At 57.3% G+C, this 22,373-nt stretch carries 24 protein-coding genes; 14 read left to right on the top strand and 10 right to left on the bottom strand.

From position 1 onward, the window contains the following. Window positions 1-95 precede the first annotated feature (95 nt). Window positions 96-1,025 carry a zincin-like metallopeptidase domain-containing protein gene (locus EOA27_RS00630; RefSeq protein ID WP_126062071.1) on the top strand — a complete coding sequence of 310 codons (930 nt, stop codon included), beginning with the start codon at window positions 96-98 and terminating at the stop codon, window positions 1,023-1,025. A 52-nt stretch (window positions 1,026-1,077) separates the two neighbouring features. Here EOA27_RS00630 and EOA27_RS00625 read toward each other — a convergent pair whose 3' ends face one another. Further along, window positions 1,078-1,554: a hypothetical protein gene (locus EOA27_RS00625; protein WP_127255234.1), complete on the bottom strand. Its 477-nt coding sequence runs from the start codon at window positions 1,552-1,554 to the stop codon at window positions 1,078-1,080. A 364-nt stretch (window positions 1,555-1,918) separates the two neighbouring features. On the opposite strand from EOA27_RS00625, the gene ligD reads away from it, so the two are divergent. Together ligD and EOA27_RS00615 are read left to right on the top strand one after the other, a co-directional pair. Then, window positions 1,919-2,878, top strand: coding sequence for a non-homologous end-joining DNA ligase (gene ligD, locus EOA27_RS00620; protein ID WP_126062073.1), 960 nt, complete (start codon window positions 1,919-1,921; stop codon window positions 2,876-2,878). A 214-nt stretch (window positions 2,879-3,092) separates the two neighbouring features. Next, window positions 3,093-4,229, top strand: a complete 1,137-nt coding sequence (locus EOA27_RS00615) for a hypothetical protein (RefSeq protein WP_126062074.1) — start codon at window positions 3,093-3,095, stop codon at window positions 4,227-4,229. A gap of 222 nt (window positions 4,230-4,451) precedes the next feature. Here EOA27_RS00615 and EOA27_RS00605 read toward each other — a convergent pair whose 3' ends face one another. The 3 genes from EOA27_RS00605 to EOA27_RS00595 all read right to left on the bottom strand — a co-directional run bounded on the left by EOA27_RS00605 (window position 4,452) and on the right by EOA27_RS00595 (window position 5,783). Further along, complete coding sequence (locus tag EOA27_RS00605; RefSeq protein WP_127255232.1) at window positions 4,452-4,724, bottom strand: hypothetical protein; 273 nt, start codon at window positions 4,722-4,724, stop codon at window positions 4,452-4,454. A 322-nt stretch (window positions 4,725-5,046) separates the two neighbouring features. Further along, the gene (locus tag EOA27_RS00600) at window positions 5,047-5,280 is read right to left on the bottom strand and encodes a helix-turn-helix transcriptional regulator (protein ID WP_126062076.1); all 234 of its coding nucleotides are present in this window, start codon (window positions 5,278-5,280) and stop codon (window positions 5,047-5,049) included. A 233-nt stretch (window positions 5,281-5,513) separates the two neighbouring features. Then, a complete protein-coding gene (locus EOA27_RS00595; protein ID WP_126064750.1) occupies window positions 5,514-5,783 on the bottom strand; it encodes a helix-turn-helix transcriptional regulator in 270 nt (89 codons plus the stop codon). A gap of 144 nt (window positions 5,784-5,927) precedes the next feature. Between EOA27_RS00595 and EOA27_RS00590 the strand changes: the two genes are divergently transcribed. From EOA27_RS00590 to EOA27_RS41420, 3 genes are all read left to right on the top strand, one after another. Then, a complete protein-coding gene (locus EOA27_RS00590; protein ID WP_126062077.1) occupies window positions 5,928-6,656 on the top strand; it encodes a hypothetical protein in 729 nt (242 codons plus the stop codon). Window positions 6,657-6,939: 283 nt separating this feature from the next. Then, entirely contained in the window at window positions 6,940-8,325 is a 1,386-nt protein-coding gene (locus EOA27_RS00585) for a DUF3560 domain-containing protein (RefSeq protein ID WP_245456591.1), read from the top strand. Further along, the gene (locus EOA27_RS41420) at window positions 8,322-8,522 is read left to right on the top strand and encodes a hypothetical protein (RefSeq protein ID WP_210214131.1); all 201 of its coding nucleotides are present in this window, start codon (window positions 8,322-8,324) and stop codon (window positions 8,520-8,522) included. The genes EOA27_RS00585 and EOA27_RS41420 overlap by 4 nt, the downstream gene beginning before the upstream one ends. A gap of 34 nt (window positions 8,523-8,556) precedes the next feature. On the opposite strand, the gene EOA27_RS41415 is transcribed toward EOA27_RS41420, so the two are convergent. Then, window positions 8,557-9,003: a hypothetical protein gene (locus tag EOA27_RS41415; RefSeq protein WP_210214130.1), complete on the bottom strand. Its 447-nt coding sequence runs from the start codon at window positions 9,001-9,003 to the stop codon at window positions 8,557-8,559. Between the two features lie 40 nt (window positions 9,004-9,043). Between EOA27_RS41415 and EOA27_RS00575 the strand changes: the two genes are divergently transcribed. Beyond that, the gene (locus tag EOA27_RS00575; RefSeq protein WP_127255230.1) at window positions 9,044-9,598 is read left to right on the top strand and encodes a hypothetical protein; all 555 of its coding nucleotides are present in this window, start codon (window positions 9,044-9,046) and stop codon (window positions 9,596-9,598) included. Further along, window positions 9,564-10,049: a hypothetical protein gene (locus tag EOA27_RS00570; protein WP_126062079.1), complete on the top strand. Its 486-nt coding sequence runs from the start codon at window positions 9,564-9,566 to the stop codon at window positions 10,047-10,049. The genes EOA27_RS00575 and EOA27_RS00570 overlap by 35 nt, the downstream gene beginning before the upstream one ends. 201 nt (window positions 10,050-10,250) lie before the next feature. Here EOA27_RS00570 and EOA27_RS43090 read toward each other — a convergent pair whose 3' ends face one another. From EOA27_RS43090 to EOA27_RS00555, 3 genes are all read right to left on the bottom strand, one after another. Then, window positions 10,251-10,478 (bottom strand): DUF6527 family protein, encoded by a 228-nt coding sequence (locus EOA27_RS43090; protein ID WP_245456676.1) that lies wholly within the window; start codon window positions 10,476-10,478, stop codon window positions 10,251-10,253. Window positions 10,479-10,666: 188 nt separating this feature from the next. After that, the gene (locus EOA27_RS00560) at window positions 10,667-12,007 is read right to left on the bottom strand and encodes a ThiF family adenylyltransferase (protein WP_245491004.1); all 1,341 of its coding nucleotides are present in this window, start codon (window positions 12,005-12,007) and stop codon (window positions 10,667-10,669) included. Window positions 12,008-12,048: 41 nt separating this feature from the next. Continuing rightward, window positions 12,049-13,155: a multiubiquitin domain-containing protein gene (locus tag EOA27_RS00555; RefSeq protein ID WP_126062082.1), complete on the bottom strand. Its 1,107-nt coding sequence runs from the start codon at window positions 13,153-13,155 to the stop codon at window positions 12,049-12,051. A gap of 95 nt (window positions 13,156-13,250) precedes the next feature. Between EOA27_RS00555 and EOA27_RS00550 the strand changes: the two genes are divergently transcribed. From EOA27_RS00550 to EOA27_RS00540, 3 genes are read left to right on the top strand one after another with little or no spacing between them, the layout of a single operon-like run. After that, window positions 13,251-13,607, top strand: a complete 357-nt coding sequence (locus EOA27_RS00550; RefSeq protein ID WP_126062083.1) for a helix-turn-helix domain-containing protein — start codon at window positions 13,251-13,253, stop codon at window positions 13,605-13,607. A 14-nt stretch (window positions 13,608-13,621) separates the two neighbouring features. Beyond that, window positions 13,622-13,801 carry a hypothetical protein gene (locus EOA27_RS00545; RefSeq protein WP_127255228.1) on the top strand — a complete coding sequence of 60 codons (180 nt, stop codon included), beginning with the start codon at window positions 13,622-13,624 and terminating at the stop codon, window positions 13,799-13,801. Continuing rightward, entirely contained in the window at window positions 13,798-14,403 is a 606-nt protein-coding gene (locus EOA27_RS00540; RefSeq protein WP_126062085.1) for a hypothetical protein, read from the top strand. Before EOA27_RS00545 ends, EOA27_RS00540 begins: the two co-directional genes overlap by 4 nt. Here the strand turns inward: EOA27_RS00540 and EOA27_RS00535 are convergent. Beyond that, window positions 14,400-15,662 (bottom strand): hypothetical protein, encoded by a 1,263-nt coding sequence (locus EOA27_RS00535; protein ID WP_126062086.1) that lies wholly within the window; start codon window positions 15,660-15,662, stop codon window positions 14,400-14,402. The two genes, EOA27_RS00540 and EOA27_RS00535, sit on opposite strands and share 4 nt — an antisense overlap. A gap of 979 nt (window positions 15,663-16,641) precedes the next feature. On the opposite strand from EOA27_RS00535, the gene EOA27_RS00530 reads away from it, so the two are divergent. From EOA27_RS00530 to EOA27_RS00520, 3 genes are all read left to right on the top strand, one after another. After that, entirely contained in the window at window positions 16,642-17,523 is an 882-nt protein-coding gene (locus EOA27_RS00530; protein ID WP_127255226.1) for a nucleotidyltransferase, read from the top strand. Window positions 17,524-17,548: 25 nt separating this feature from the next. Beyond that, complete coding sequence (locus EOA27_RS00525) at window positions 17,549-18,091, top strand: SLATT domain-containing protein (protein ID WP_245456593.1); 543 nt, start codon at window positions 17,549-17,551, stop codon at window positions 18,089-18,091. Between the two features lie 426 nt (window positions 18,092-18,517). Beyond that, entirely contained in the window at window positions 18,518-18,790 is a 273-nt protein-coding gene (locus EOA27_RS00520; protein ID WP_126062088.1) for a hypothetical protein, read from the top strand. 43 nt (window positions 18,791-18,833) lie between these two features. Here the strand turns inward: EOA27_RS00520 and EOA27_RS00515 are convergent, their stop codons facing one another. Then, window positions 18,834-22,304: a YhaN family protein gene (locus EOA27_RS00515; RefSeq protein ID WP_127255224.1), complete on the bottom strand. Its 3,471-nt coding sequence runs from the start codon at window positions 22,302-22,304 to the stop codon at window positions 18,834-18,836. Window positions 22,305-22,373: the final 69 nt, after the last annotated feature.

The following is a 22,373-nucleotide window of genomic DNA, read 5'->3' as shown; positions in this document are numbered from 1 at the left end:
GGTGATCACGCTGCTTCTTGAATTGGCTGCCCCTCCTCGCAACTCAAGCGCCAGACCGATGAACCGCCCAGCGAAAAACGTTGGAGAACGCGGCCATGGTTTCAGGCATATACCGGCAAGTGACAGACGCTCTGATCGAGCAGTTGCAACAGACCCATTCGGGTGCATGGGTCTGTCCCTGGCATCGAACGGGCGGGGGTCTGCCCGTGAATGGCAAGACGGGCCAGCGATATCGCGGGATCAACATTCTGAACCTTTGGTGCGCTGCCGAGCGCTCGGGCTTTGCCGATAACCGCTGGGCCAGCTACCGCCAGTGGCAATCCAAAGGTGCCCAGGTTCGTCGCGGCGAAAAGGGCACCCTCGTCGTCTTCTATAAGGAAATCGACAAGCAGCAAAACGGCGCGGAGGGCGCCGACGAGGGCGAATCTTCCGAGCGCCGTTATGTCTTGCGAACTTCGGTGTTGTTCAATCGCGACCAAGTTGACGGATTGCCCCCGGACGGCGAACCCCAGCTTGAGAGCGATTGGACCGCGGACAAATTCGACCGTTTCCTCGATAAGACGGGTGCTGTCGTCAGGTTTGGCGGAACGCAGGCGTTCTATAGCCTGCAAACCGACCACATTCAGCTGCCTATGCGGGAGCATTTCAAGAGCCCCGAGGGATATGCGGCTACCGCGGCACACGAGCTCGTACATTGGACTGGCGCGAGGGCGCGACTGTCGCGCGATCTCTCGGCACGATTTGGCAAGCGAGCTTATGCGGCCGAAGAACTCGTGGCCGAGCTCGGTTCCGCATTCCTCTTGGCCGGGTTGGGATTGGCCAGCGTACCGCACGAAAATCATGCCGCATACCTAGCAGGGTGGCTTCCTCTGTTGCGCGATGACCCTCGAGCGATCTTTGTCGCGGCCGCGCAGGCGTCCCGAGCAGCGGAATGGCTTTTCGAGTCAACGGGACAGGCTGAAGATGAGCCGCGCCTCGGCGATCAAGAACACGATTCGACCGGTTTGGTGGCTGAAGGTCCGTAAATGCAGCGGCGTCGCGTTCCAGGATATGACCGGGCGATAGGCGGCATCGAGACTATCGTCCGGATTGGCTGCGCAGCTCCGCGATCGTTGAAGGAGGCGGCGGGACCGGACGGGTGTCGCGGATTAAGATCGCGTGGTAGCGGGTGGCGTGACCGAATGCACCCCACTCGGCTTCTTCGCCTATCCCGTCAACCGCTCTTCCGGTGACTCCCTCATCGGGTCTTTGGAGCGAGTGCATAGCAAAAATAGTGTCAGTTCGCCCCTTGGCGAAAATGCGAAGCTCCTCCCGAAGCCGCTTTTCCTTCGCTTCGGCAGCTGCTCTAAACTGCTCGGCCCGATACCACTTTTTACTGGTCGTGTGCATTTGAAATACCAGAGCGCCAACCGCGCGGCTTGCGAACTTCGGTTGCATCAAAGCGAGGGTCGTCGAAATCTTTTCGAGATCGCCTTTCAAACGCGTGAGTTTCGACACTCCAATTTTGACCTCGACGATCGCCAAAGGGATGAGGTCACTTTCTACGACCGCCACATCGATCCTCTTCGAGCGAAGGAGTTTACTAGGCGCCGTTCCTTGCTACGCGTCAAAGCGTTCACCAAGCTCCTGTTCAGGCACTCGACCTTGACTTGGAAGTGGCGCTCGATGAATTCGCGGGCGATATCGGCCGTGAGAAGATATTCCGTCCGCACCGCGCCGCCATGGTATTCGGCGGCTTGGCGTATCAAATCTGAGGTGCGTCTCACTCCTTTGGCAAGCGCCTCGAGAACTTCGTCTTCCTGCATCGCTCGGATCATCGGTTTCGGCCCTCCCAAGCCTGAGCCTTTCCACGATCGCCGCAAACACGCAACAACCAGCGAGGTCAGTTGAACCTTCCGAGTCAACTCGGAGTGGCATCATGTCTGAATTTACGCCGTGCCAACTCGCAACCCCTGCCCGCGAATTACCGTCAGGATCGAACTTTATCTTCGAGCCGAAGTTTGACGGCTATCGCTGCCAGCTTGTGATCAAGGACGGCAAACTGCGGCTTTTCACGCGCAACGGCCTCGATTGGACAGAGCGCCTCGGCCGCTCTCTGCCGGAAAGCGTCTGCGAGACGCAGGACTGTGCGTTGGATGGCGAAATCTGCGCGCTCGATCAGAACGGTCGGCCTGACTTCGGATTGCTGTGCAAAGCTCTTTCCAACAAAAGCGTGCCGCTCACTTACTTCGCGTTCGATCTGCTTGCCTGCTCGGGCGAAAGAATCACCTCCCTACCGTTGTGCGCTCGGAAAGAGCGCCTTGCGGAAGCCATCTCCTCCCTGGGCATTGAGAGCGTCAAACTTGTCGAGCACACCCTAGAGGGTGACGCGCTGGCCGAGAGTCTGAAGAATGCAGGTTGGGAAGGCGTCATGGCCAAGGATCATAACTCGCCATATCAACCGGGCGTCCGATCGCCGGCTTGGCGAAAGGTCAAGTTCACACGTCGTCAGGAGTTCATAATCGCCGGTTGGCGCCCCGATAAGAAAACGAACGCGGTGAAGTCGATAATTATCGCGACGATGGACGATGGCGCGCTTACGCCCCGAGGTAGCGTGGGCACCGGCTTTTCTGTTCCCCAACGACGGGAGCTAGCCGAGTTCTTTACGACATCCAGCTCACTTGGAGAACCTTTGGCTTCGCTTACCTTGAAGGGCGAAATCCAGTTGTTGCCGCCGAAACTCGTTGCCGAAATCGAATTTCTGGAATTGAGTTCGAACGGTTGCGTGCGGGGTGCAAGCTTCATCGGCCTACGAGAGGACAAAGCAGCAGTGGAAGTGCAGGATGAGGCGTTTGCCTGTGAACAGGTTGATGAAATCGCTCGGCCCCTTGCAGCGTAGCGAATGCGAACCGTCTGGTTGAAACCCTATTATTATTAGCAGATCTCCCCTAGACCTTCTCTAGATCTCCTCTGGACCTTCCCTATACCTTCCCACCAACACCCCAAGATCAAGACAACAACACCAACACCAACACCTTGACCAAAGAAAACAGAACTTCCATAAATTGCTGCCCCTTTTCATTGAACCTCCTATGTCACCGACAGGAGTTCAAATGGAAACGGCACTATCTCTCACCAATATCGAACCTACCTTTGGCAGCTCCGACCGAGCCCGAACCGTCTTCGAACGCCCCCTCGTTCATCCACCTCTGATCCCTGACTTTGTGCGCCGAGCCAAGCAGGTCTTCGTCTCCACGGATAACCGCTTCGGCGCCGCCGCCCGTCTCCTAAGCGCCTTGTGGCGCGAAGAACAAAAGCTCCCGATCGGCGCATTCATCGTGGGCACCAAGGGCGATACCCGAAGGATCAAGCTCGGGTCCCGAATATCCCCTGCGGCGGCCCGGGCCGGTGCCAACTTCATGACCAGCGACGTCACGGCCCTTGCCAAGGCCGAGCTCCTGTTTCGTGAACCGGGCTCCGTCTGGGACGAGGAGCGCCTATGGACAAATCTCCTTAGTTCTCAAGCACTTACGGTCAATCTCTGGGCTCCGATGGCCTTTGACCTCCACCTGGCCAGCGCCGTCTGGCAGACTCTCCTGCCCGGCTTCGTCCACAGCGTGACCCGCATTCGCTTCGAACACAGCCCGGGCCGCTTCCAGGAAAACTACTTCGGCGACGGCACCGCCTTCGACGTCCTGGCCGAGATCGTCACCCCCGAAGGTGAACCAGGCTTCGTCGCGGCCGAAATAAAATTCGTCGAAGAAATGTTGGCACCCGCCGCCCGCCACCGCGACCGATACGACGAAACCACGCGAGAATCCGGTCTCTATCTCGACCCAGAAGATCCGCTACTTAGGCGGCCCGGCTTCGAACAACTTCGTCGAGAACATGTGATGGCGCAACTGATGGTCGACAAAGGTGTCGCATCACGCGGGAAGTTCATCACAATCGTCCCACGCCTGAACCGGCGCGCGGTCGCATCTGGGGCAATTTACGCAGCGGAGCTACACGATCCGTCCGGCGACACGCAGCACGACGACGGGCGCGAGCGCGTGGGCTTCGAGGCCTTCACTCTCGAAGCCGTCATTCGTACAATCGCGGAAGCGGGCGAAGCCGAATACGCCTCACTGCTTTGGGCACGCTATTGCGACTTTCATCGCGTGGTCCGCCACGTAATGGAAACGATCGTGACAACGCCGACGGCCAACGACTTCAACCTAGCCAAGACCGAAACGGCGGAAGACGCCTGACTGCTGACGAAGTCCAAAAAAGCCTCCAGATCCAAAGCCGCCGCTAGGCGGCTTTGGACGGCTATCGGTCACGATCCAACGGCTTGAAACAAGTTTGTTCCTCAAAGAGTCGCGCTGCTGCCCGGCTGCAAATGCCGACGAAAGCGGGTAGTATGCGCATGACGCAGACGGCATTGCCGATTACGTCTGCCGGTCGCCTCTGTCCTTTAGGCCCGGTCGGCATTAGTCGTCCCGATATTTGGCGCAGATGGGGCATTCGTCGGCAGACTGATCAATAGCTTCCGCGATTGCGTCAATGAACTCTTCGCGTGTGCAACCCATGTCTCCCTGTTTCCATCGATTGGTGCCGATTGCGAAAGCATATGATCTCGCATCCGGGTCGCCATTGTCGATCACTATGTCTTCGTGAAGCTCACACCGAACGACCGCTTTCGCCTTGACGGCTACAGCCTCTGCCTCACCGGACAAATCGGGGATATGATCATTCCAACCCATCGGGTTCTCCTCATGCTTTCCGGTAAGCGTATAGGCGGTTCGGCCTATTGGAGCAAACGGGGCGCAGCGGTTTCGCCTGCGCTTCAAATTTCAAACTGAGACACTACCCGCCGTTCCTCTTAACCCCGTCCCAAGCTGTCAGGAGCTCGGATCATAGCATTCCGACAATAACACTGCCTTTCGTCACCGACGGATGAGAACCCGCCGGAAGACATTCTTGTCGCAGCAAGGCTGGATTTGGTGATCGTGCGTTAGGTGTGATTGTCGAAATGCAACTATCCGACGCCGGACGGGAAAGCGAAAGGCCGCCCTGGACCGGTCGTTAGTCCGGCTGACCTTTGTGTTGTTGGAGAGGTGTAAGAAGATCGAGATAGCTGACCCCGAGCGCCTCGGCCAGTTCATAGACGGTGATAACAGTGGGGTTGCGCTTGCCGCGTTCTAAGTCACTCAGGTACTGCTGACTAAAGCCCGATCGGGCCTCCACCTCTTCTTGGGTGAGACCCTTTTCACGTCGAAGGCGAGCGAAATTGTCGCCGACCAGAGCGCGCATATCCATGCCGCACTGGGTTGCGGAATTCGTCGCGTAAAAGTATCAACTATAATATGTATTTGCTCGCCCGCTCGAACGATCGCCAAGCTCTCATGGACGCAATGCCGACGATGCTCGGTTGAACCTTGGACGATGCCCAACAGACTGAGGAAACAAAATGAACTCCAAACAATCATGTGCGTCCTGCACGGCACGTCCAGGATCTGGGGTCCGGCAAACCGGCCAAGCTTTCTAAGAGTTCAACTGTGGCCGCGTGCGCGTCGCCCACTACGCAAGGGTTTTGGGGGCTCCTCCCCTGGAGCAGGCTGCCTAAACAATTCGGCCAGCCCAACACCGAGAGCCGCAGCCAGCCTATCCATCAAATCCAGGGATGGATTTTCGGTCTGCCGCTCGATCCCGCCCAAGTAGGCCCGATCGATTTCAGTGTCCGCCGCGAGCCTGTCCTGAGACATGCCTTGAGCGACCCGTATCCGCCGCAAATTCCAAGCCAGAACCGCCCTTCCCTTCATGGCAGCAAAGACGCAGCTTGCCGCCATTCAAACCAGTGTCTATAGCCATCATATTTCCTTTTTCACCTTGGGGAACTGATCATGGGACTGACTCGAAAGCACCCTCACGCTGCTCCAGTCGCCGTAGTTCGGAGCGTGCTGACTATGATCGTTTGTATCGGGATCGGTGGAGTGCTGTTTGCTTTGAAGCCTGGCCTCGCGTCGACAATACGAGAAATGATGCACATCCCGAGAACCATGCCATCGTACATTTCTGATCAAGTCGCGCAGAGCGACGAAAACGAAGAAGAAGAGAACCAAGTCGTGCCGGGTGTTTCGCCTATCTTCATGGAGAAGCTCTCGGCGATCACCCAAAGCTCCTCCTCCCCGGATCAAAAACTCGCGGAAATTACCGCCCTCGTACAATCCTATGGCTGGCCTTCAACCCCTCCGGCCATCCAACAAGTTGTAAGTGCGGCGCGGGATAAGATTTTAGCGGAGAAGGCAAACGCGGCTGAAGGCGAAGGCGCCACAACCACGGGCCCAGATATACCAACAACTACCTCAGCGCCCGTATCGGAACGAGAAGCCGAACAGGCGGGTATATTCTTTCAGTTTTCCCTGCGGTTCTACGTGGCAAAATATTGCGCCGACCACGACGCGTTCTTCACATCGGATGAAGTAGACCGATTGCAAGCCACGTTAAAGGAAACATTCGCGACGATGGATTTGTCGCAACAACGAAAAGACGAGATTTGGAAAACGATCCAGGAACGTGCACCCGCGCAGCTATCCGACATGACCGAAGGGGAATGCGCGACCGAGAAACGTGCCTACGCACTTCTGTGGCCCCAGGTGTTCGCTCCGTCCGACCCGGTCCAGAACCCGTTCTAACAACGCGACCCCGCTCGGCCGACACGTTCATACGACACATAGATCCTTCGTCCCTCAGTCCTGAATTGGCCTTCTGTTCCAAGCCGACTGCGGCCAACCGTGTCCGATAGCTGCGCAGCGCAACGTCGGTCCTATCTCGCGTATCGCGACCCGCAGAGCTGACGCGCTCCTGCGCGAGAGCGCTCCAAGGCTGAGTCAGGTGAACTTCCTAACCCATTGAACGAACACCGTTCTACTTCCGCAACCGCTCGGCTGAAGTGCGTCTGTTGCGCGCGGGCGGACCATGTCTGAACCACAGTTCCTGACCAGCGAGATCGCCATGATAATCAGCGCAACCTATTCCCCTGAAGACAACAAGCTTCGCCTCTATCCTTCAGCTCGCCTGGATGCTGAGACCTACCAGCGCGTCAAGGACGCTGGCTTCGTCTGGGCGCCAAAACAGGAACTCTTCGTTGCCCCAAAGTGGTCTCCTGCGCGAGAGGATCTGGCCATCGAATTGGCCGGTGAAATTGAACCGGAAGAGATGACTCTCGTGGAACGCGCGCAAGCGAAAGCTGAACGGCTCGACGAACTCGCAATCAAGCGCCATCGCCAGGCGAACGCATTCCAGCGCGCGGCGGAGGATCTGTCCGAGGCGTTCGCTTACGGACAGCCAATCCTGGTCGGTCACCATTCGGAACGCAAAGCGCGAAAAACCCAGGAGCGCATGCAGGCCGCCATGACCAATGCCAATAAGGCCCAGAAGCTGGCAAATTACTGGCTCTACCGCGCCGAAGGCGTCCAACTACACGCCAACTACAAAAACGACCCTCGCGTGCGGGCCAACCGCATCAAAACTCTGCTTGCCGACCTGCGCGACATGCAGCGTGAGATCAATCACGCTTACCTCACATTCGCGATGTGGGAGAAGGTTACCGAGGACGAAACCATCAAGGTCGCAATCGGCCGCAGCATACCCACGGGCCAACTCGCTCCTTGGGATCTTTGGGGCAAGGTCGAGAGAGGCGAGGTGTCACCGCAGGAAGCGCGGCAACAGTGCATTGACGCCGCACAACGATCGCTTTCCAGCGACAGGCGCCGCCGCTACATCGAACACACCCTCAACCGGCTCAGCTACGAACGCGAACTGCTCGGGCCGGTGCGTCGATACGAGGGTGAGCTCACACCGGTCATCCTACAAGCCTTTGCTCGCGAGCACGGGGCGCACAAGCCGCAGGCGCGTGCGATTGACGCCAAGACCTTCATCCTGGAAAGCGAAGCCACCCTGCCACTCCACCTCGCCAACGACACTGAACTTTCCCTGTCTGCGGAGGAATGGCGGGACCTGATGCAGTCCGTCGGCTACGAGGTCCCGCAAGAGAGAGATGCGCTGCCGCCTATTTTGAATCTCAACGCAAAGGCACTCCGGTCGCGGCATCGCTATCACCGCGATCAGATACAGACGTTTCCCGTGGTCGAGATGACCAAGTCGAAATATGCCCAGTTTCATCTTGAACAACGCGGGGTGCGGCTTTCGCTCTGTGGCGACTTCCGTTTCCGTATTTGCATCAACCCGAAACATGAGCCGCGTTACCTGGCACCCTTCGTGGCCGTCTTCTTCACCGACGCAAAAGCCCATCCGGCGCCCCACAGCGTGGCGGTTCTCGAAAATTCGGATGACACGCAATGAAGCGCGCGGTGTATGCCCGTCCCAACAAGCCGATGCGGATCTCAATCAAACACCGCGACGGCTTCGGCAAGCTTCAGCCCATTCGGGTCGTTGAACCGGTGATCGTCGACAAGTTCACCGAATGCCACGTCACCCCGGACGATGTGGCGGCCCGGATGGTCGCATACCTTGGGCCGCAGGCGACTTCCTCACGCTAGAGCCCAGTCCGGCACGGGCCAACTCTCAAAGGCGTTACTGGCGTCCGGCCACAGTCCGCATGAACTCACGCAGGTTGAACGACACACCGAGCTCGCGAGCGGACTTCACCGCTTCGGCCCAGTCATCAACCGGTGTTTTCTCGAGTGGGCTGCAGAGGTCGAAGGACGGGTTGAATATCCGCGCATCATCATGAATCCGCCCTTCAGTGAGGTCCGCAAACACATCGCGGCAGCACTGACATTGCTCGGACGCGGCGGTCACGAGGCGCACGCGGTCCTTGTCGCGTTGGTCCCCACTACCTTCGTACACCCCAACGCCGAGACGCTCGAAATCCTCCCCACCGACACTTTCGCAACGGCCAAGGTGCACACCAAAATCATCAGGATTACCAAGCCCAACTAACGCCTTCGGCCCACTCCACGCCGCATCTTGCCGTCGCAGCCCGCAAGCATTCCGCAGATCGTGCCAGTGCCTGCTCACGCTATCGAAGCACCGATCGGCCTTTTAAGAGGAGCCTTTGATGAAATTCAGGGTCTACCACGCCTACGACGAGAATCGACACGGCACCGCATCCATCGTGCGCGCCACGCAAGATGAAATCGACGATTACTTTTGGAAGGACGCATTCGACCATAGTGAACACCTCGACGCCGACACCGTGGAAGAACTCAAGGCTCTCTTCAACAACGACGTCTCCGAGGCGATGGCGAGTTGCCGCCCCTACACTTCATGGAGCATCGACACCGACGGAATCGACATAGCACCAACGGTCCCCAAAGATGCAATCGAAGCCGCGCGGACCGCGGTGGAGGCCTTGGCCTTCGCGCGCGACTGCGTAAGGCAGCTGGCGCGCCGCGTGCCGCGAACAAGACTAGGCTTGCACTCCCCTCAGCCAAAGGCGCGGCCCGCCACGCTGAAAATCGTTCATACGACCAAGTCAGCCATTTCGGCCAACTGGCAGCCAAGCACGACGCCGCGATGGCTGCCGCACGGAGGGCGCGGGAACGCGATTGGCACAACCTCAAGGCAGAGGGCAAAATATGATGGTCGACTCTTCAAGGCAGGCATGGGTTGACGCGGTCGCAGCTGGCGAAACCACTGACAGCTTCCTGGATTGGTGGGCCGCCCGGGAGCGTAAAGCATTGGCGGAAGATGAGGACGGCCCGGAGACGATTGAGTTCTCGCTCCGCATCGGCGTCACCACGCGCGCCTTCTACGAAATCGAGTTCGAGGCCGAAAGCTTGGAGAATGCTAGAGAGCACGCCGCTATGATCGATCCCGCGGAATATCTTGCCCACTTTCCGGAAGGCATCGAAGGTGACCAGATCGGTTATCTACGGCAGAGCGACGATTTCACCGGTGACGACATCGAAATCGACCTTCGCGACGAAGGGGAACCGTTCTCGTGGGAAGCCTGTGAAATTGTCAAAAAGCTCGCCGCGCTGTCTGGCCAAGATCCAACGGGAGACGGCGTTTGCGCAATCGTTCGCCAGCTGATCGCCCGCGCACACCGCTCATGCGTATAATCCCAAATGCGATGCAAGACCGCCCCCCTGCACGGCTCCGTCTATGGGGAAATGGAAGGCAGGCATTGCGGATGGAGCGTGGTGCGTCCCCACAATGCGTCTCCGGCGATCTTACGCATTCGATAGCGCGGTGGTGAAAACGCGCCCATGGTTTTTTGGTCACCAAGCCCGCCTGGTGCCGCTGAGCGCTTCCCACGAGGCTCAGGTGCTTGGCAGAGACACATCCCAGGTGTGGGGTTGCTCATCGGGAGTGCACCAATGGATCTGACCCCGAGTTATCCAGAAATGTGAACGGCATCCCTCGGCCAACCAGACGGAGGGGCTCAGAGTGGGATGGTTCCCATCATCAACCCGCAGTCTCCATCGGGGTCGCACTTCATTGAGAAGCATGAGCTCAACACGTCGCTGGCAACCGCAGGGGCATAGCATACCGGCTACCCACAGTTGGCCGCCTTCTCGTGCTACTGCGATATCAAAATCTGGCAGCTCCTTCGGTAGCTCATCGGATTCATAGAAAACGACTTTGCGAGCGGCAGGTGCTGGAGCGAATTTCTCGCCGGCCGGCTGATAGGGCCGTACAAACCACGACTTAATTCGTTTCCAAAGCCGCTTGAACATTATGCCTCCAAGAGTGGCAGACCCAGCAGAGGGGCCGTTAAGCCTCGGCCCGCCACACCAAATTCATCAACTGGGAAGGTATCCTCGGAGAACCTTTCTTCCTCTCCGTCTGCCAGTGCGAACAAAGTGCGAGCTGCTGATCGATTAGGTTCGTGCCTGAACGGAAACATCCTGGCGACAAACTCCAGCATGGCGCTGCTGGCGGCGCGCATGTTCAACGATATGACGGAGGGGGCTTCTTCCAAAGTTCCCTTGATGTACCCCTCCTTCAATTCCTGGGCGTAGGCGTCAGGGTCTGCCCGAGCCAAGTATTCGGCCCTTAGCAGTGCTGGCGTGAACACCTGTCTGGACCCTAGCGTAGAGCCAAATGGCTGCACATAGTCGATTCGGCCCATCAGTTCCGCTATCGCCGGATTGCCATTGCGTTGTCGCCGAGTGGGAATGGTCACGCCCATGTCGATCAACGGAATCACAAATGCTTGGGCGATCAGATCAACAAAATGACGCCCCTCGGCTGAGTCCACGCAGGAGAACAGAATGTCGCACGATGCCGTAGCAAGGACGGCCTCTCGCGTCATAATCGAGGTTGGGACGAGTTGCAGCAGAATTTGATCTCGATGTCGGCTGATTTCGCGGGAAACGGCGTTCACCTTAAGTTCCCCGCCGATCGCGTCTTCTAAACTCGATCCAAGAATACGGTTTAAATTCCGGTGCTCGATTCGATCGAAATCGACCAAGGTCAAAGCCCCGAAGCCCATCCGAGCCGCCTGCTCGGCGATGATCGAGCCGGTTCCGGAGACACCGATAACCCCCGCCCGAAGTTGAGCCAATTCGTTGGTCATGCCCGAGCCGAACGCCATCACTGCCGGCCTCTCCGGCTGGTCGTCTTTCCAATGAAGAATATCATCTCCAACGACCGTGACGTCAGGGATCGGCGTGGATCTCATGGTCGGGTCATAGAGTCTGGCGCGAATCCGCCCGCTGGCGACCATGATGGCCGAGCCGTGGCCAGCCGGCGGCGGTTCGCCGGACCAGCCTCCAAAGAGACTTCCAATAGCACTCTGATCACTGTCATCATCGACACCAGAAAACTCCAGAAAGCCTCCTGGATGCGAATGGATCAGGATCAGAGAACAGCACTCGTCTTCTGCCCGGTCCATCGCCGCGGACAGTCGCGCGCCGGGCCAGGTGATGAAGTCAGGCCTACGGATCTTGCATTCATCGTTTGGAATTAACAGCACGTCAAAGACTAGAAGCTTGGCGCGGTGCGGAGACAGATCACGGCAGAATAAAACAGCGGCAGCCTCATTCCCGTCTCCTAAAAGATGCTTTTTCAGCATCTGATGGTGAAATCCCGACAGGGATAGGCTGTAAGAATCAGTCACGGCTCAACCTCTCGCACCAGCGAGGTGTCAATAAGCGTCAGGTGGGTCAGAATGCTATCGCGCATAGGTCTCCATGGCGCGGTCGGTCCCCTGTGGCGGGACCACCGCTGGAATTTTATACCGCGGATATCTTGAACGACCTGGGTCTGTTCAATGATTCGCCCACTCGTCAAGTTGAGCGCCGGAAAGCAATAAAACATGTCCAGTTCAGCGGATGGATAACTGCTTGGGATTTCGATCGCTACCGTGGTCTCGGCAACGTTATAGCCAGCAGGAAGTTTGTAACCTTTGAGCAGGAGCCAACGTCTGGCCCCATCGACGAGCGTGTCATAGGGAAGCTGACGCCTTGTTAGACCGTCCTCATCAGACTTGAGGAGTTGAAACTCACGCTTGCCACCCTCTCTCGCCAGCTCGCCATTATTCACGTCGCGTGGGGTAAGGCGCAGTTTCTCGATGCCGGGCTCACGCAGGTCGATCCGGTCATCTGTCGACACGTTACGGCGCCCGCTGGCGGTCTTCAGTACAATAATCCAATTTTGCTCAGGATCGAAACCAGCTTCCTGCATTGCCTGGCGCACAGTAATTTCCGGTTCCGAAAACTCAACCACCACCCCTTGAACGTTGATTTTCCACGTTTGCTTGCTGGCGTAGACTTGTTCGACGCCGAGTTCAGCCAGGGAGAGATCTGAACCAGTCTCAAGCACCTCGTCGGGAACGTCCTTCCTCCTGACGTAAAGGGTCGACGATGCCTCGACGTTGCCTAGTTTCCGAAGAATCTCTTCAGAGATCTTACCTCGTGGCCAGACTAGCGAATGGTCTTCGAGCTTGAACCGGAACAGACGATCGGTTTTCGAAACGATAAAGCGGGCGGGAGCGGGTCCCGAAATCAACGCATTTTCATCAGGCCGGACTTCCTCTATATCGCCTGAGGCTAACCATTGAAGCACGACGTAGTCACTGCGCGGCGTGACGTTGCAAAGCGCCAGAATCTGCTCTCCCGTCGGGGTTACGTCGGTGAGGCTGATGGGACGGAAATTCAGATCGACGTCCGCCACCTGGATGAACGTGACATTTCTAGGCAACTGATTAGGCTCGTCAGACATCCTAAGCCTCCCTTGCGAATGGAGTTTTCGATTGCAGAAGTGCAATTGCTGTCCTATGTAACGCTAGGACCCGTCGATTGCAAGAGTGAAATTGGATGTCGAAACCGGAATTCAAGGCTAATGAATTCTATGCCGCCCTGGAACGTGTGCGATTGGTACGGCGTCTGAACTGGAAGCAGGTTGCCGAGCAATCTGGCGTGAGTGCTTCCACGCTGACAAGAATTGCCCAAGGCAAGCGCCCCGACGTCGATAGCCTTGCAGCTTTGGTGAACTGGTCCGGGCTAAGCGCCGATGCCTTTGTTGCGCGAGCCGATCAAGTTGGGAAGAGAGTTCAACCTCTGTCCGACATAGCTAACGTCCTCTACTCCGACTCGACTCTCAGCGAGGACGGGCGGGCCACTATGATGGACCTCATCACGGCGGCATACCTCCGCCTGAGCAAGAACAATTAGCCCGGAGGCAAAGCATGGACAAAGAACAGCGCCAGGCGATCAAGGAGATGTTGGCTAAACGCTCGGAAGCCAACACCCAATCGAAAAAACAGGCGACCAAATGGCTCATCGATGAGGGCCTGCTCACCACAAAAGGGCAGCTGAGAGCTCAATATGGCGGCGAAGACGAATCTGAGAAGACGAAAAGGAAGTGAGCCAGATTCGCACCGGCTTCGTTCTGGGCTATCACGGCTGTGACAAGTCTATTGCGGATGCCGCCATCGCAGGTGGCAAGCTAAAATCAAGCGCGGAAAAATACGATTGGCTAGGTCCTGGCGCGTATTTTTGGGAGGGCGATCCACGTCGAGCGCTCGAATGGGCTCAAGATCGTCATAAACGTGGAAAGATTAAGCACCCGGCGGTGCTCGGGGCCGTGATCGACCTTGGCAACTGCCTCGATTTGACCACGCGAGACGACCTTGAACTTCTGAAGGACGCGTATGCGTCCTTGAAAAAAGGCTTCGATGCCGCGGGCAAGAAGCTCCCCGAAAACAGCAATCCTCCCAAGGGCGGAAAGGACAAACTTCTCCGATATCTGGATTGCGCGGTCATTGAACACCTTCATGAAAATATGAAGGCACATAGCGATGAGCTTTCCGGCGATGCGTTTCCTAGTATTCGGCCGTTTGATACCGTGCGCGGTCTTTTTCTAGAGGGGTCAGAAATTTATCCAGGCGGGGGATTTTTCACTCATACCCACACGCAAATTGCCGTCCGAAATGAGCGCTCTATCATCGGTTATTTCCGCCCGGCTTAATATTGCGCCTTGGGCGAGCGAAATCGGGGGTTGAGCTCAAGATCGAAATAATGCTTTCGTTTGACCCATATGAAGCCTTCATTCTTGGTGAGGATAGCGACGTCGATAGGGCCACCGACGGTCTCGATCTCGGTCGAATACCGCCGTTTGCGGGAGGTAAGCTCCACCAGGGAATATGCAAGCTCGCCAAGCTCCTTCCTCGACATGTGGTTTACAACTGAATTGAGCTTCGCCTCGGCGCTATCTTTAAGTTCGCTCAGCGACTGACGGAGGGTTGTCAGCGTCTCATCTACCAGCGCGGCACTGTTGCCGGTTGCATTCCCGCCTAAGCGTTCGACTAGCGACCCCACCACATCAGACATCAACTCCTGCAGCCCTCGTTCGAACGTCCGATCGATGCCGTGGATGAAACGCTCAGCCATGTCTGTCTGTGCAAATGGTACGATCCTGGACGTAGGTCCGGCACGGTCAATGTCAATCGACAGGGAGTTCAATGTCCTGGCCTGTCCAAAGTAAACCCCATCAAGCTCCACTGATTCCAGCGACGGAAACAAGTCATCGCTGCCCAATCCGGCAAACACCAAACCCGTGTATGCCTGAGAACGTGTCTCCGACTTCAATAGGCAGAACATTAGCCTTCCGATTCCGATAAGCACGGACTCTGCGATCTCCTCCATCGTTGTCTTGAGCCCCGCTTCGACGGCAGTCCGTATCTCGCTCTCAAACTGCCCCATGAACGTTTCGAACGTAACGTCCTTCATGAAAGCCTGATTCTTGAGAGGTATTTTTTTCAATTCCGCAATACGGTTTGCTATCACCCCCTCAGCGATCCGTCTCAGCGTCGCTGGCCGCTTCTTTTTCCTCGCAAGAAGCGCGTTGATTTTTTCGTTTAGTACGGTCTTGTTTATTGTCGCTATCTCGGAGTTCAGAAGCAGCTGAAAGTGCTCCATCCGATCTGTTTCCGAGGCTTTGAAACCCAGGAGAAATCGTTCAAATTCCGACCGGGCTTGCGCAACCACACGAAACGCGCCCAAGGTCAGCGTTTCGCGGTAGCGCCTAATCAGCACCTCCAGCGGAACGTTCATGAAGGTAGCATTGTTGTATATCATCAGACCGATAGGCTGATATCTGGTCAATTCAAAAATCTTCTCGGCCGAATCGAATGTCTTTTTGCCAGACTCGGAGCCGACCAGTGTCAGGACACTGTCAGCCGCAAGCGCAACGGCACTCCGGTTGAGGATAGCAATTTCGGCTGTCACTTCTTCCCCCTAAATACCCGCAGTAAGCCTGCCGGCATCCTACTTCCCACCTTCTGAACTCTTCAGTGGGCTTACCCGAGTGGAGATATGGTTTGTCGACGTTACCAATGCAACTAGGGTCGACGTCTTTCTTTCGCGGTCGAGCTGGAAAAGCAGCTGCACCGTTGCTTGTGAGTGGGATGAGCCCGGAACCCACTTCGTTAGGTTCACTCTAAAGTGGTTATCACTTTCGGAAGTTTTCTTACTCTGCACAGGTTTTGACGACTAGTCCCCGTCAGCCGCTGGGGTTGTAGTGGTCGGGCTCGCAGCTCCCCGACGCATCAGCGTTCGCTTGGCGCCTCGACGAGGGCAGCGGCTTGGTTGCGATGTGACAGCGTAGGTCAAGGTAAGAGGCGTAACGATGACAAGGAGCAGGGAAATGAGCAAGCCAATCGACGGACGGATCGATTGTTACGATCCCCAATTCTCCGCCACAATCGTAGTTTGATCGTGAGCCAAGTCCGGGCGCTGATCAGTTCCCTCGGTCCCTCAAAACATGGCTGTGACGTTGGGGCTGCTGCGTTCGTCCGGGCATTCGAACTAACGAAAGAAAAAAGCTTGCCCGCCGAGCCATACCCGCACAGGTTCCAGCTACTTCCAGATTAACGGGCGGCTCTGCAGCGAGCGTTGCCGCTAGAGATCACCGCTTTCGTTACATAAAAGCCTTGTCACAGGGCATGCCCCGTAGCGCTCAGCAGGGCATGAACGCACCATCGCCTGTTCGGAAGTGAGAGCGGCGAGCGAATAATCTCACCCCTTGAAGCCGCGACTTCCGCCCACGCTGAATCATTCTCCTGGGTAATCCAGCCCTGGTGGTAGTGACGGCGCAAGAACTAGCGCCCGTTGGCCACGTAATATTCCGGTTGAATGAGCACGGAAGCTATTGCGCGGAAAGCATATAGATCCCATTTCTCGACGGGTTGTCATGAGGTGGATGGGGATGGGCGTATCTGACGAGTTTTACAACTTCCGAAATAACTACAATATCGGAACCGACCTGATCAGTTCAATCGCACAACGGTACCGGCGAATCACTACGCGCCTAAATACAGATTTCTGGAACACCGATTCCAGCTCGGCCCACAGTCTCTATGTAGGCTCTTACGGTCGCGACACCGCCGCGCGGGGAATCAGCGACCTCGATATCGGTTTCCAGCTCCCCTATGCAGAATACGTCAGATACAGCGCATATCAGGGCAACGGCCAGTCCGCACTTCTCCAAGCCGTGAAAAACTCCCTCCTCAAAACCTATGGCTCCAGTAAGGTGGGCGGCGACGGTCAGGTTGTCGTCATCTCCTTCACGGATGGGATCACTTTTGAAATCCTCCCCTATTTCAGCAACACGGACGGTTCCTGGACTTTTGCCGATTCCAACGAGGGCGGTGTCTGGCGGGAGTGCAATCCTCGGGCAGAAATGAACGCTGTCCAGATACGCAACACGGCAGTTAACGGCAATCTGAAAGCTCTCTGCCGCATGATGCGGGTCTGGAAAGACCACAATAGCGTGCCGATGACCGGAGCTCTGATAGACGCGCTCGCCTATCAATTCATCGAAACTTGGGGGTATCGGGACAAATCCTACGCCTACCATGATTACATGGCCCGGGATTTCTTGAAATATCTCTATGTCCTCGACCGAGAGAAAACCTACTGGCGCATGCCGGGAAGCGGCTCCTACGTCTACAAGACGGGGGTGTTCTGGTTGAAGGCGCTCACGGACTACAATATTGCCGTCGAGGCTTGCAATATACAGACCGACGAAAAGGCCGCACAGCGCCGCGCGAAATGGAGGTCCGTCTTTGGCACAACCTTCCCAATCTGATCCGCGGTACCAGCTCGAGAGCCAAGTGCGCGAGTGCTACGGCCGTTGCGCATACACCCACAAGATCCACGAGAAGATGGCCGAACGGCTTGCCGACCATCAACGGTATGCGAAGTGGTTCAACATCATCCTGTCCGCGCTAATCGCCGGCGGCGCGGTGACAACCGTTTTCAGAGCGGAAACCGGGCTTTTGCAATACGCGGAATACGCGACCCTAGTGCTTTCCATTCTCAGCCTGATCTACAACGCTTACCAGAAGGATCTAGACCCCGGTGCCCTCGCGCAGCGACACAGGGAAACCGCGTCTGACATCTGGAATGTGCGGGAGTCTTACCTCAGCCTGATAACCGACACGCTCAACTCGGCGGTGCTAATCGACGACCTGCGGAAGCAACGTGATGAACTGCAAACCGACCTCCACGAAATCTATCGCGCCGCACCCTTCACGGACGGGAGGGCGTATAGGAAGGCACAGGATTCCTTGAAAGACAACGAGGAGCTTATGTTCTCCGACAAGGAAATCGACGACATGCTCCCGACCACTTTAAGGCGCTCGAACAGAGCTTAGCCGACCTCGCAAAGGGCACGGTCAGAGCCGCAACACCAGTTCAGAGCAAAGAAACCAAGCTAGGCCCGGGCGTTTAACAACGGTTGGACCTTCAGCCAACGAACTTTGCCGTCGAGCACCGTCATCGATGTCGCTTGCACCCGTAGGTTGGGCTCGTCGACCGAATACCTGCTTCTTGGAACGGGGCGATCTAAATTGTCCGACGAAATGAGACGCGAAGCAGGCCTTGCGTCTAAGATCGGAAGCCGACGGCTTGGCTCGGGAAGATTTCGACAAAGCTCCCCCATGGTTCGCGTGGCTGTTCGCTTTACCAAGACGATGGCTCGAATGGACTCAAACCAGCGGAGCCGACCATCGACATTAACATTTGTAGATGTCACTCCATCTCTCTATGCGTAGCGTGCGTGCGGGTGGAGATATCTGGAATTGGATCCCTTCAATAGGCTGGAAGCGCTGATCGAAACCGGCGGCGTCGATGCGGTCGACCAAGCTCGCGCTTTGCTGAATTCTTTCGCTGGTAGCACGGAAATTGGTACCCAGGCCGTCGACGAATTTCTGATCGACATGATGACTTTGTCTTTCCTAGCGGAGAGCGGCCGAGAATCGCTGCAAATCTCAGTTCGCCGCCTGGCTCGTCTCAGACTGTCCAGGGTAAAGCTATTACTCGGAGTGACTAGTCGGCAGATCCGGCAGTTTTAGCTGCGCTTGACATCGGCCTTTGACGGCCACGTGTGGCAAGTCCCTATTCGAGCGGGTGAATGGTCGCCTCAGGCACAACCGCCTTAGCGATTTCGCATAAATGCTTGTGGTGCGTTAAATAGATCACTTGCCCTATGCCGGCCATTTCGCCGAAGAGCCTGAACACTTCTTCGGATCGGATATGGTCGAACGTCTCCATAATGTCATCGGCGACGAATGGAACCGCTTGTCGGAACTGCGCGAATTCGTAGTATCCAGCGAGTCTCAGTGCCAGATAGAGCTGAAATCGCGCACCCTTCGATAGCGCATCGGCGACCTTGGATTGGCCGTCGCGCTGCATCGCGATCAGAACCTCGCCGCCTCTTACAGGCTGGGTCGTGAGGCCCGTATACTGGCCTTGGGTTATCAGGGTGAACGCTTCCGAGGCCCGCGCCATCATTCCTGACCGATGGCGCTCACGATAGGCGCGTAAAGCGTTACCCGCCGACATGATGCCGAGCTTGAGTTCGATATAGCGTGTCGCTGTCTCTTCGATCTCTAGCACAATGGTGCGACGCTCGGCGTCAAGACGGGCGACAGCGCTGTCGCCTCCAATGTCGTCAATCTTGTCCGCCGCGCGCGTTTGTCGGATCAACTGCTGTCGGAGGGCGCCGTCGAGCTGCTGGAGCCGCTGCTCGCCTTGCGCCTTCTCGATCGCCAGGCTCTCGAAGTCGGTCTCTTCAAGCACCGGGCGGGCCTGCTCAAACTTCTCCAATGAAAGTTCGGCCGCCACGCGATCCTCAAGCTCGGCCACGCTAGTCCGCAAGCGATCTCTCTCGCGCAGCAACTCGTCTCGCTGCGCCACATCGGTCAATGTGTCGACCCCAAACGCGATCAGCACTTCATTCTTGCGGCGCTCATGGATCGAAGTCTCGTTATCGAGTACGTTGCGTTCGCCTTGCAGGCGTTTGAGATCGGCTAGCAGAGCTGCCTTGGTGTCACGCGCCCTTGCAGCGCGATCCAGGCGTTCGGCAATGCGAACTGCTAACTGCTCCGCCTCTTCATCCGTCGTTTTCTCTCCCACGTCTGCTGCGATCGACCTGACCTCGCTGAGGAAACCCGTTCTGTCATCTTCCATTTTGTCAATGCGCAGCTGGAGAGCGTCTCGCTCCTGCACGCTTTTGGCCAGGTTACTCAATTGCTCGAGCACGGTGCTTAAGCCGGATGCGGAGACGCCATTTTCGAGCCAGGTTCCCTTAAGCGTCTCGCCTATCGTGGCGAGCCACTCCTCCTCGCGCCGCTCAGCCATGGCGAGAGCACGACGTCTGACGGCAAGATCCTCTTCCCTGCCATTCACTGTCCTTTGCGCCTCAGCGTATTCTGCGTCTAACTTGCGCTGTCGCTCCAGAAACAATTCCGCCAGTGCCATAGCGGCTTCAAGCGTATCCTCAGGCGCCGGTGCTATTCCGACGCTGGTCAACGCCCTGATAAGTTCCAGCCGGATTTCCTCGCCTGCTTCCGCAGCGCGTTCTGCCTTCTTGCGAGACAGCTCGATCTGCCCCCATGCAGCGAGCGCATCAGCGCGGACCTCAACTCGATCCTCCAAACGCTCAATCAAGCGCTCTAGCGACGGCTCGACTAGGTGGCCTAGCAGCTGACCGCCGACCCGACGGACTTCAGCCGTTTTGGCTTCAAGGTCGAGGCCCATTTGTGCGTGTTGCTGGCGCAAACGAGACAGATCCGCCGAAGCCTCGGCAAGCGCCCTGGTCGTTGAGCGCAGTTCCGCTAAATGCGACGCATTCGCCAAGCGACCTAGGCCAACACCGTCGTCGCGGGCGAGCGCTAGAGCAAAGTCGTCAGCTGTGTCGATCGTCAGCGCCGCCCTATGCGTCTCCCAAGCTGCGTCACGGGTGCGCCGGCTCGCTGCCGCGGCTTCGTCGTCAGCCACGTCACTTGACGCTCGAAATGCGTCCAGTCGTGCCGCAAGTTTCGCGGAATTGCTCTCGCATTCAGCAAGACGCTCGGCGAGGACGGAACGGGCTTTGGCCAAATCTGTTGCCGCCGTCTTCCAGGATGCGATCTGCCCTGCACTCGGAACCGTCATGCTAGCCAGCGCACTAGCATCGCCGGCCCATGGCCCGAGCTCAGCCCGTAACTCCTCCCATCGGATTCCTGCTGCGTCTTCCTCTTCGCGGGCCGCCTTGATTTCGGCGAGATGACTGCTGGCTCGGGCCTTCGATAACGCTGAACCGAGCTTGGCCCTCACGGACTCCGGCACAGCTCTATCTTCCCCGACTCGCTCTCTAGCTGATTGAAGCGCATCGAGCGCAGCCGCGACTTCGTCTTGCGCAGCGCGCACCGCGGTGGCGATACCAGACCGCTGCTCAATCATTGTACGCAAGGTTCCCACCGTCGCGGCGGGCAAAAGTAGCTTCCCCGGATCTCGTTCGGAAGTGCGCCCCAGCGCGCTTAGGCAAGTTGCGACGGTATTGTTGAGGATTTGCAGCTGGACATTGCGTGTGGGCAGATCAAAGCCGGCCGACGAAAAGCGCACCCTGCTCTCTGCCAAGTTCCGGACGCGCTCGGAGACACTCAAGATCAGCTCGTCCACTTCCGTGAACGCAATGCTCGCCGTCAGACGCTCAACTTCGCCGACAATGCCGGCCAAGCGCGTTCTGAGGCTCGCATCGTCATCGATTAGCTCAGCTATCGAGCCTGTCCACGTCCGCGTTGGTGAAGGGGTCTGCGGTAACGCCTCCAACTGCACGATCTTGCGCCGAATATCCGCCAGCATCGGTCGCGCGCGCTCGAACTGTGCGATCGCCTCGAGCCGCGCCACCAGAACCGCCCGTTCGTTGACTATGCTCTCGTACTGCTGTGCCGCTTCTCGATGTTCGGACTCTAGCCCTTCATAGGTCGAAGCCAGCGTGTCGATTTCGTCCCTGCGACTCTTTAGGTCGGCCAGCCGCTTCTTGAGCAGCGCAATCTCCGTGCCTTGGGCCTGCTTGCGATGCAGCGCGTCGGCCTCTGCCTCCAACGCATTCAGCTTTTCGGTCGCATGTCCAAGTCCAGCACTGGCGGTGAAGAGCAGCTTGCCGAGATCGCCGCGCGACTCCAGGATTGCCTCTCCGCCGGCCTCCAACGTATCATCATCCAACGAAAACATCGTCTCGTAGGCATCGCGAGACAGGCCGGCAAGATGTGCCGTGATCGCCATCTCGCTGACCGGCTTCCCGGTCGCGTCAAGGAGCGAATTATTCCGCTGTTTCGTGCGGGTGAATGCTTGCTCCACACCTTGCAATTCGAGCACCGCGCCGAGCCGCATGGCGCTGTACTCGTGAATGAAATTGTATTTGCTGCGCTCCTCAATTCCGAACAAGAGGTCGAGGAAACCGGCAAGTGCGGTCGACTTGCCAGCTTCATTGAGGCCAAACACCACATGAAGATCCGGCCCAGATGTCGGCTTCGGCCCGAAATCGATCGTCCGATCAGTGAACTTCCCATAGCGAATGAGGTCAAGGCGTCGCAGTCTCATGACGACGCTCCGGCCTTGAGACGGGCGATGACCTGATCAATACCCCTGGCCAGCGCTCTATCAAGGAAG

This window comes from Mesorhizobium sp. M2A.F.Ca.ET.037.01.1.1, assembly GCF_003998075.1.
Lineage (GTDB): Bacteria > Pseudomonadota > Alphaproteobacteria > Rhizobiales > Rhizobiaceae > Mesorhizobium.
The sequence above is the reverse complement of the archived record's forward strand: the minus strand, read 5'-3'. Positions and strand labels throughout refer to the sequence as shown.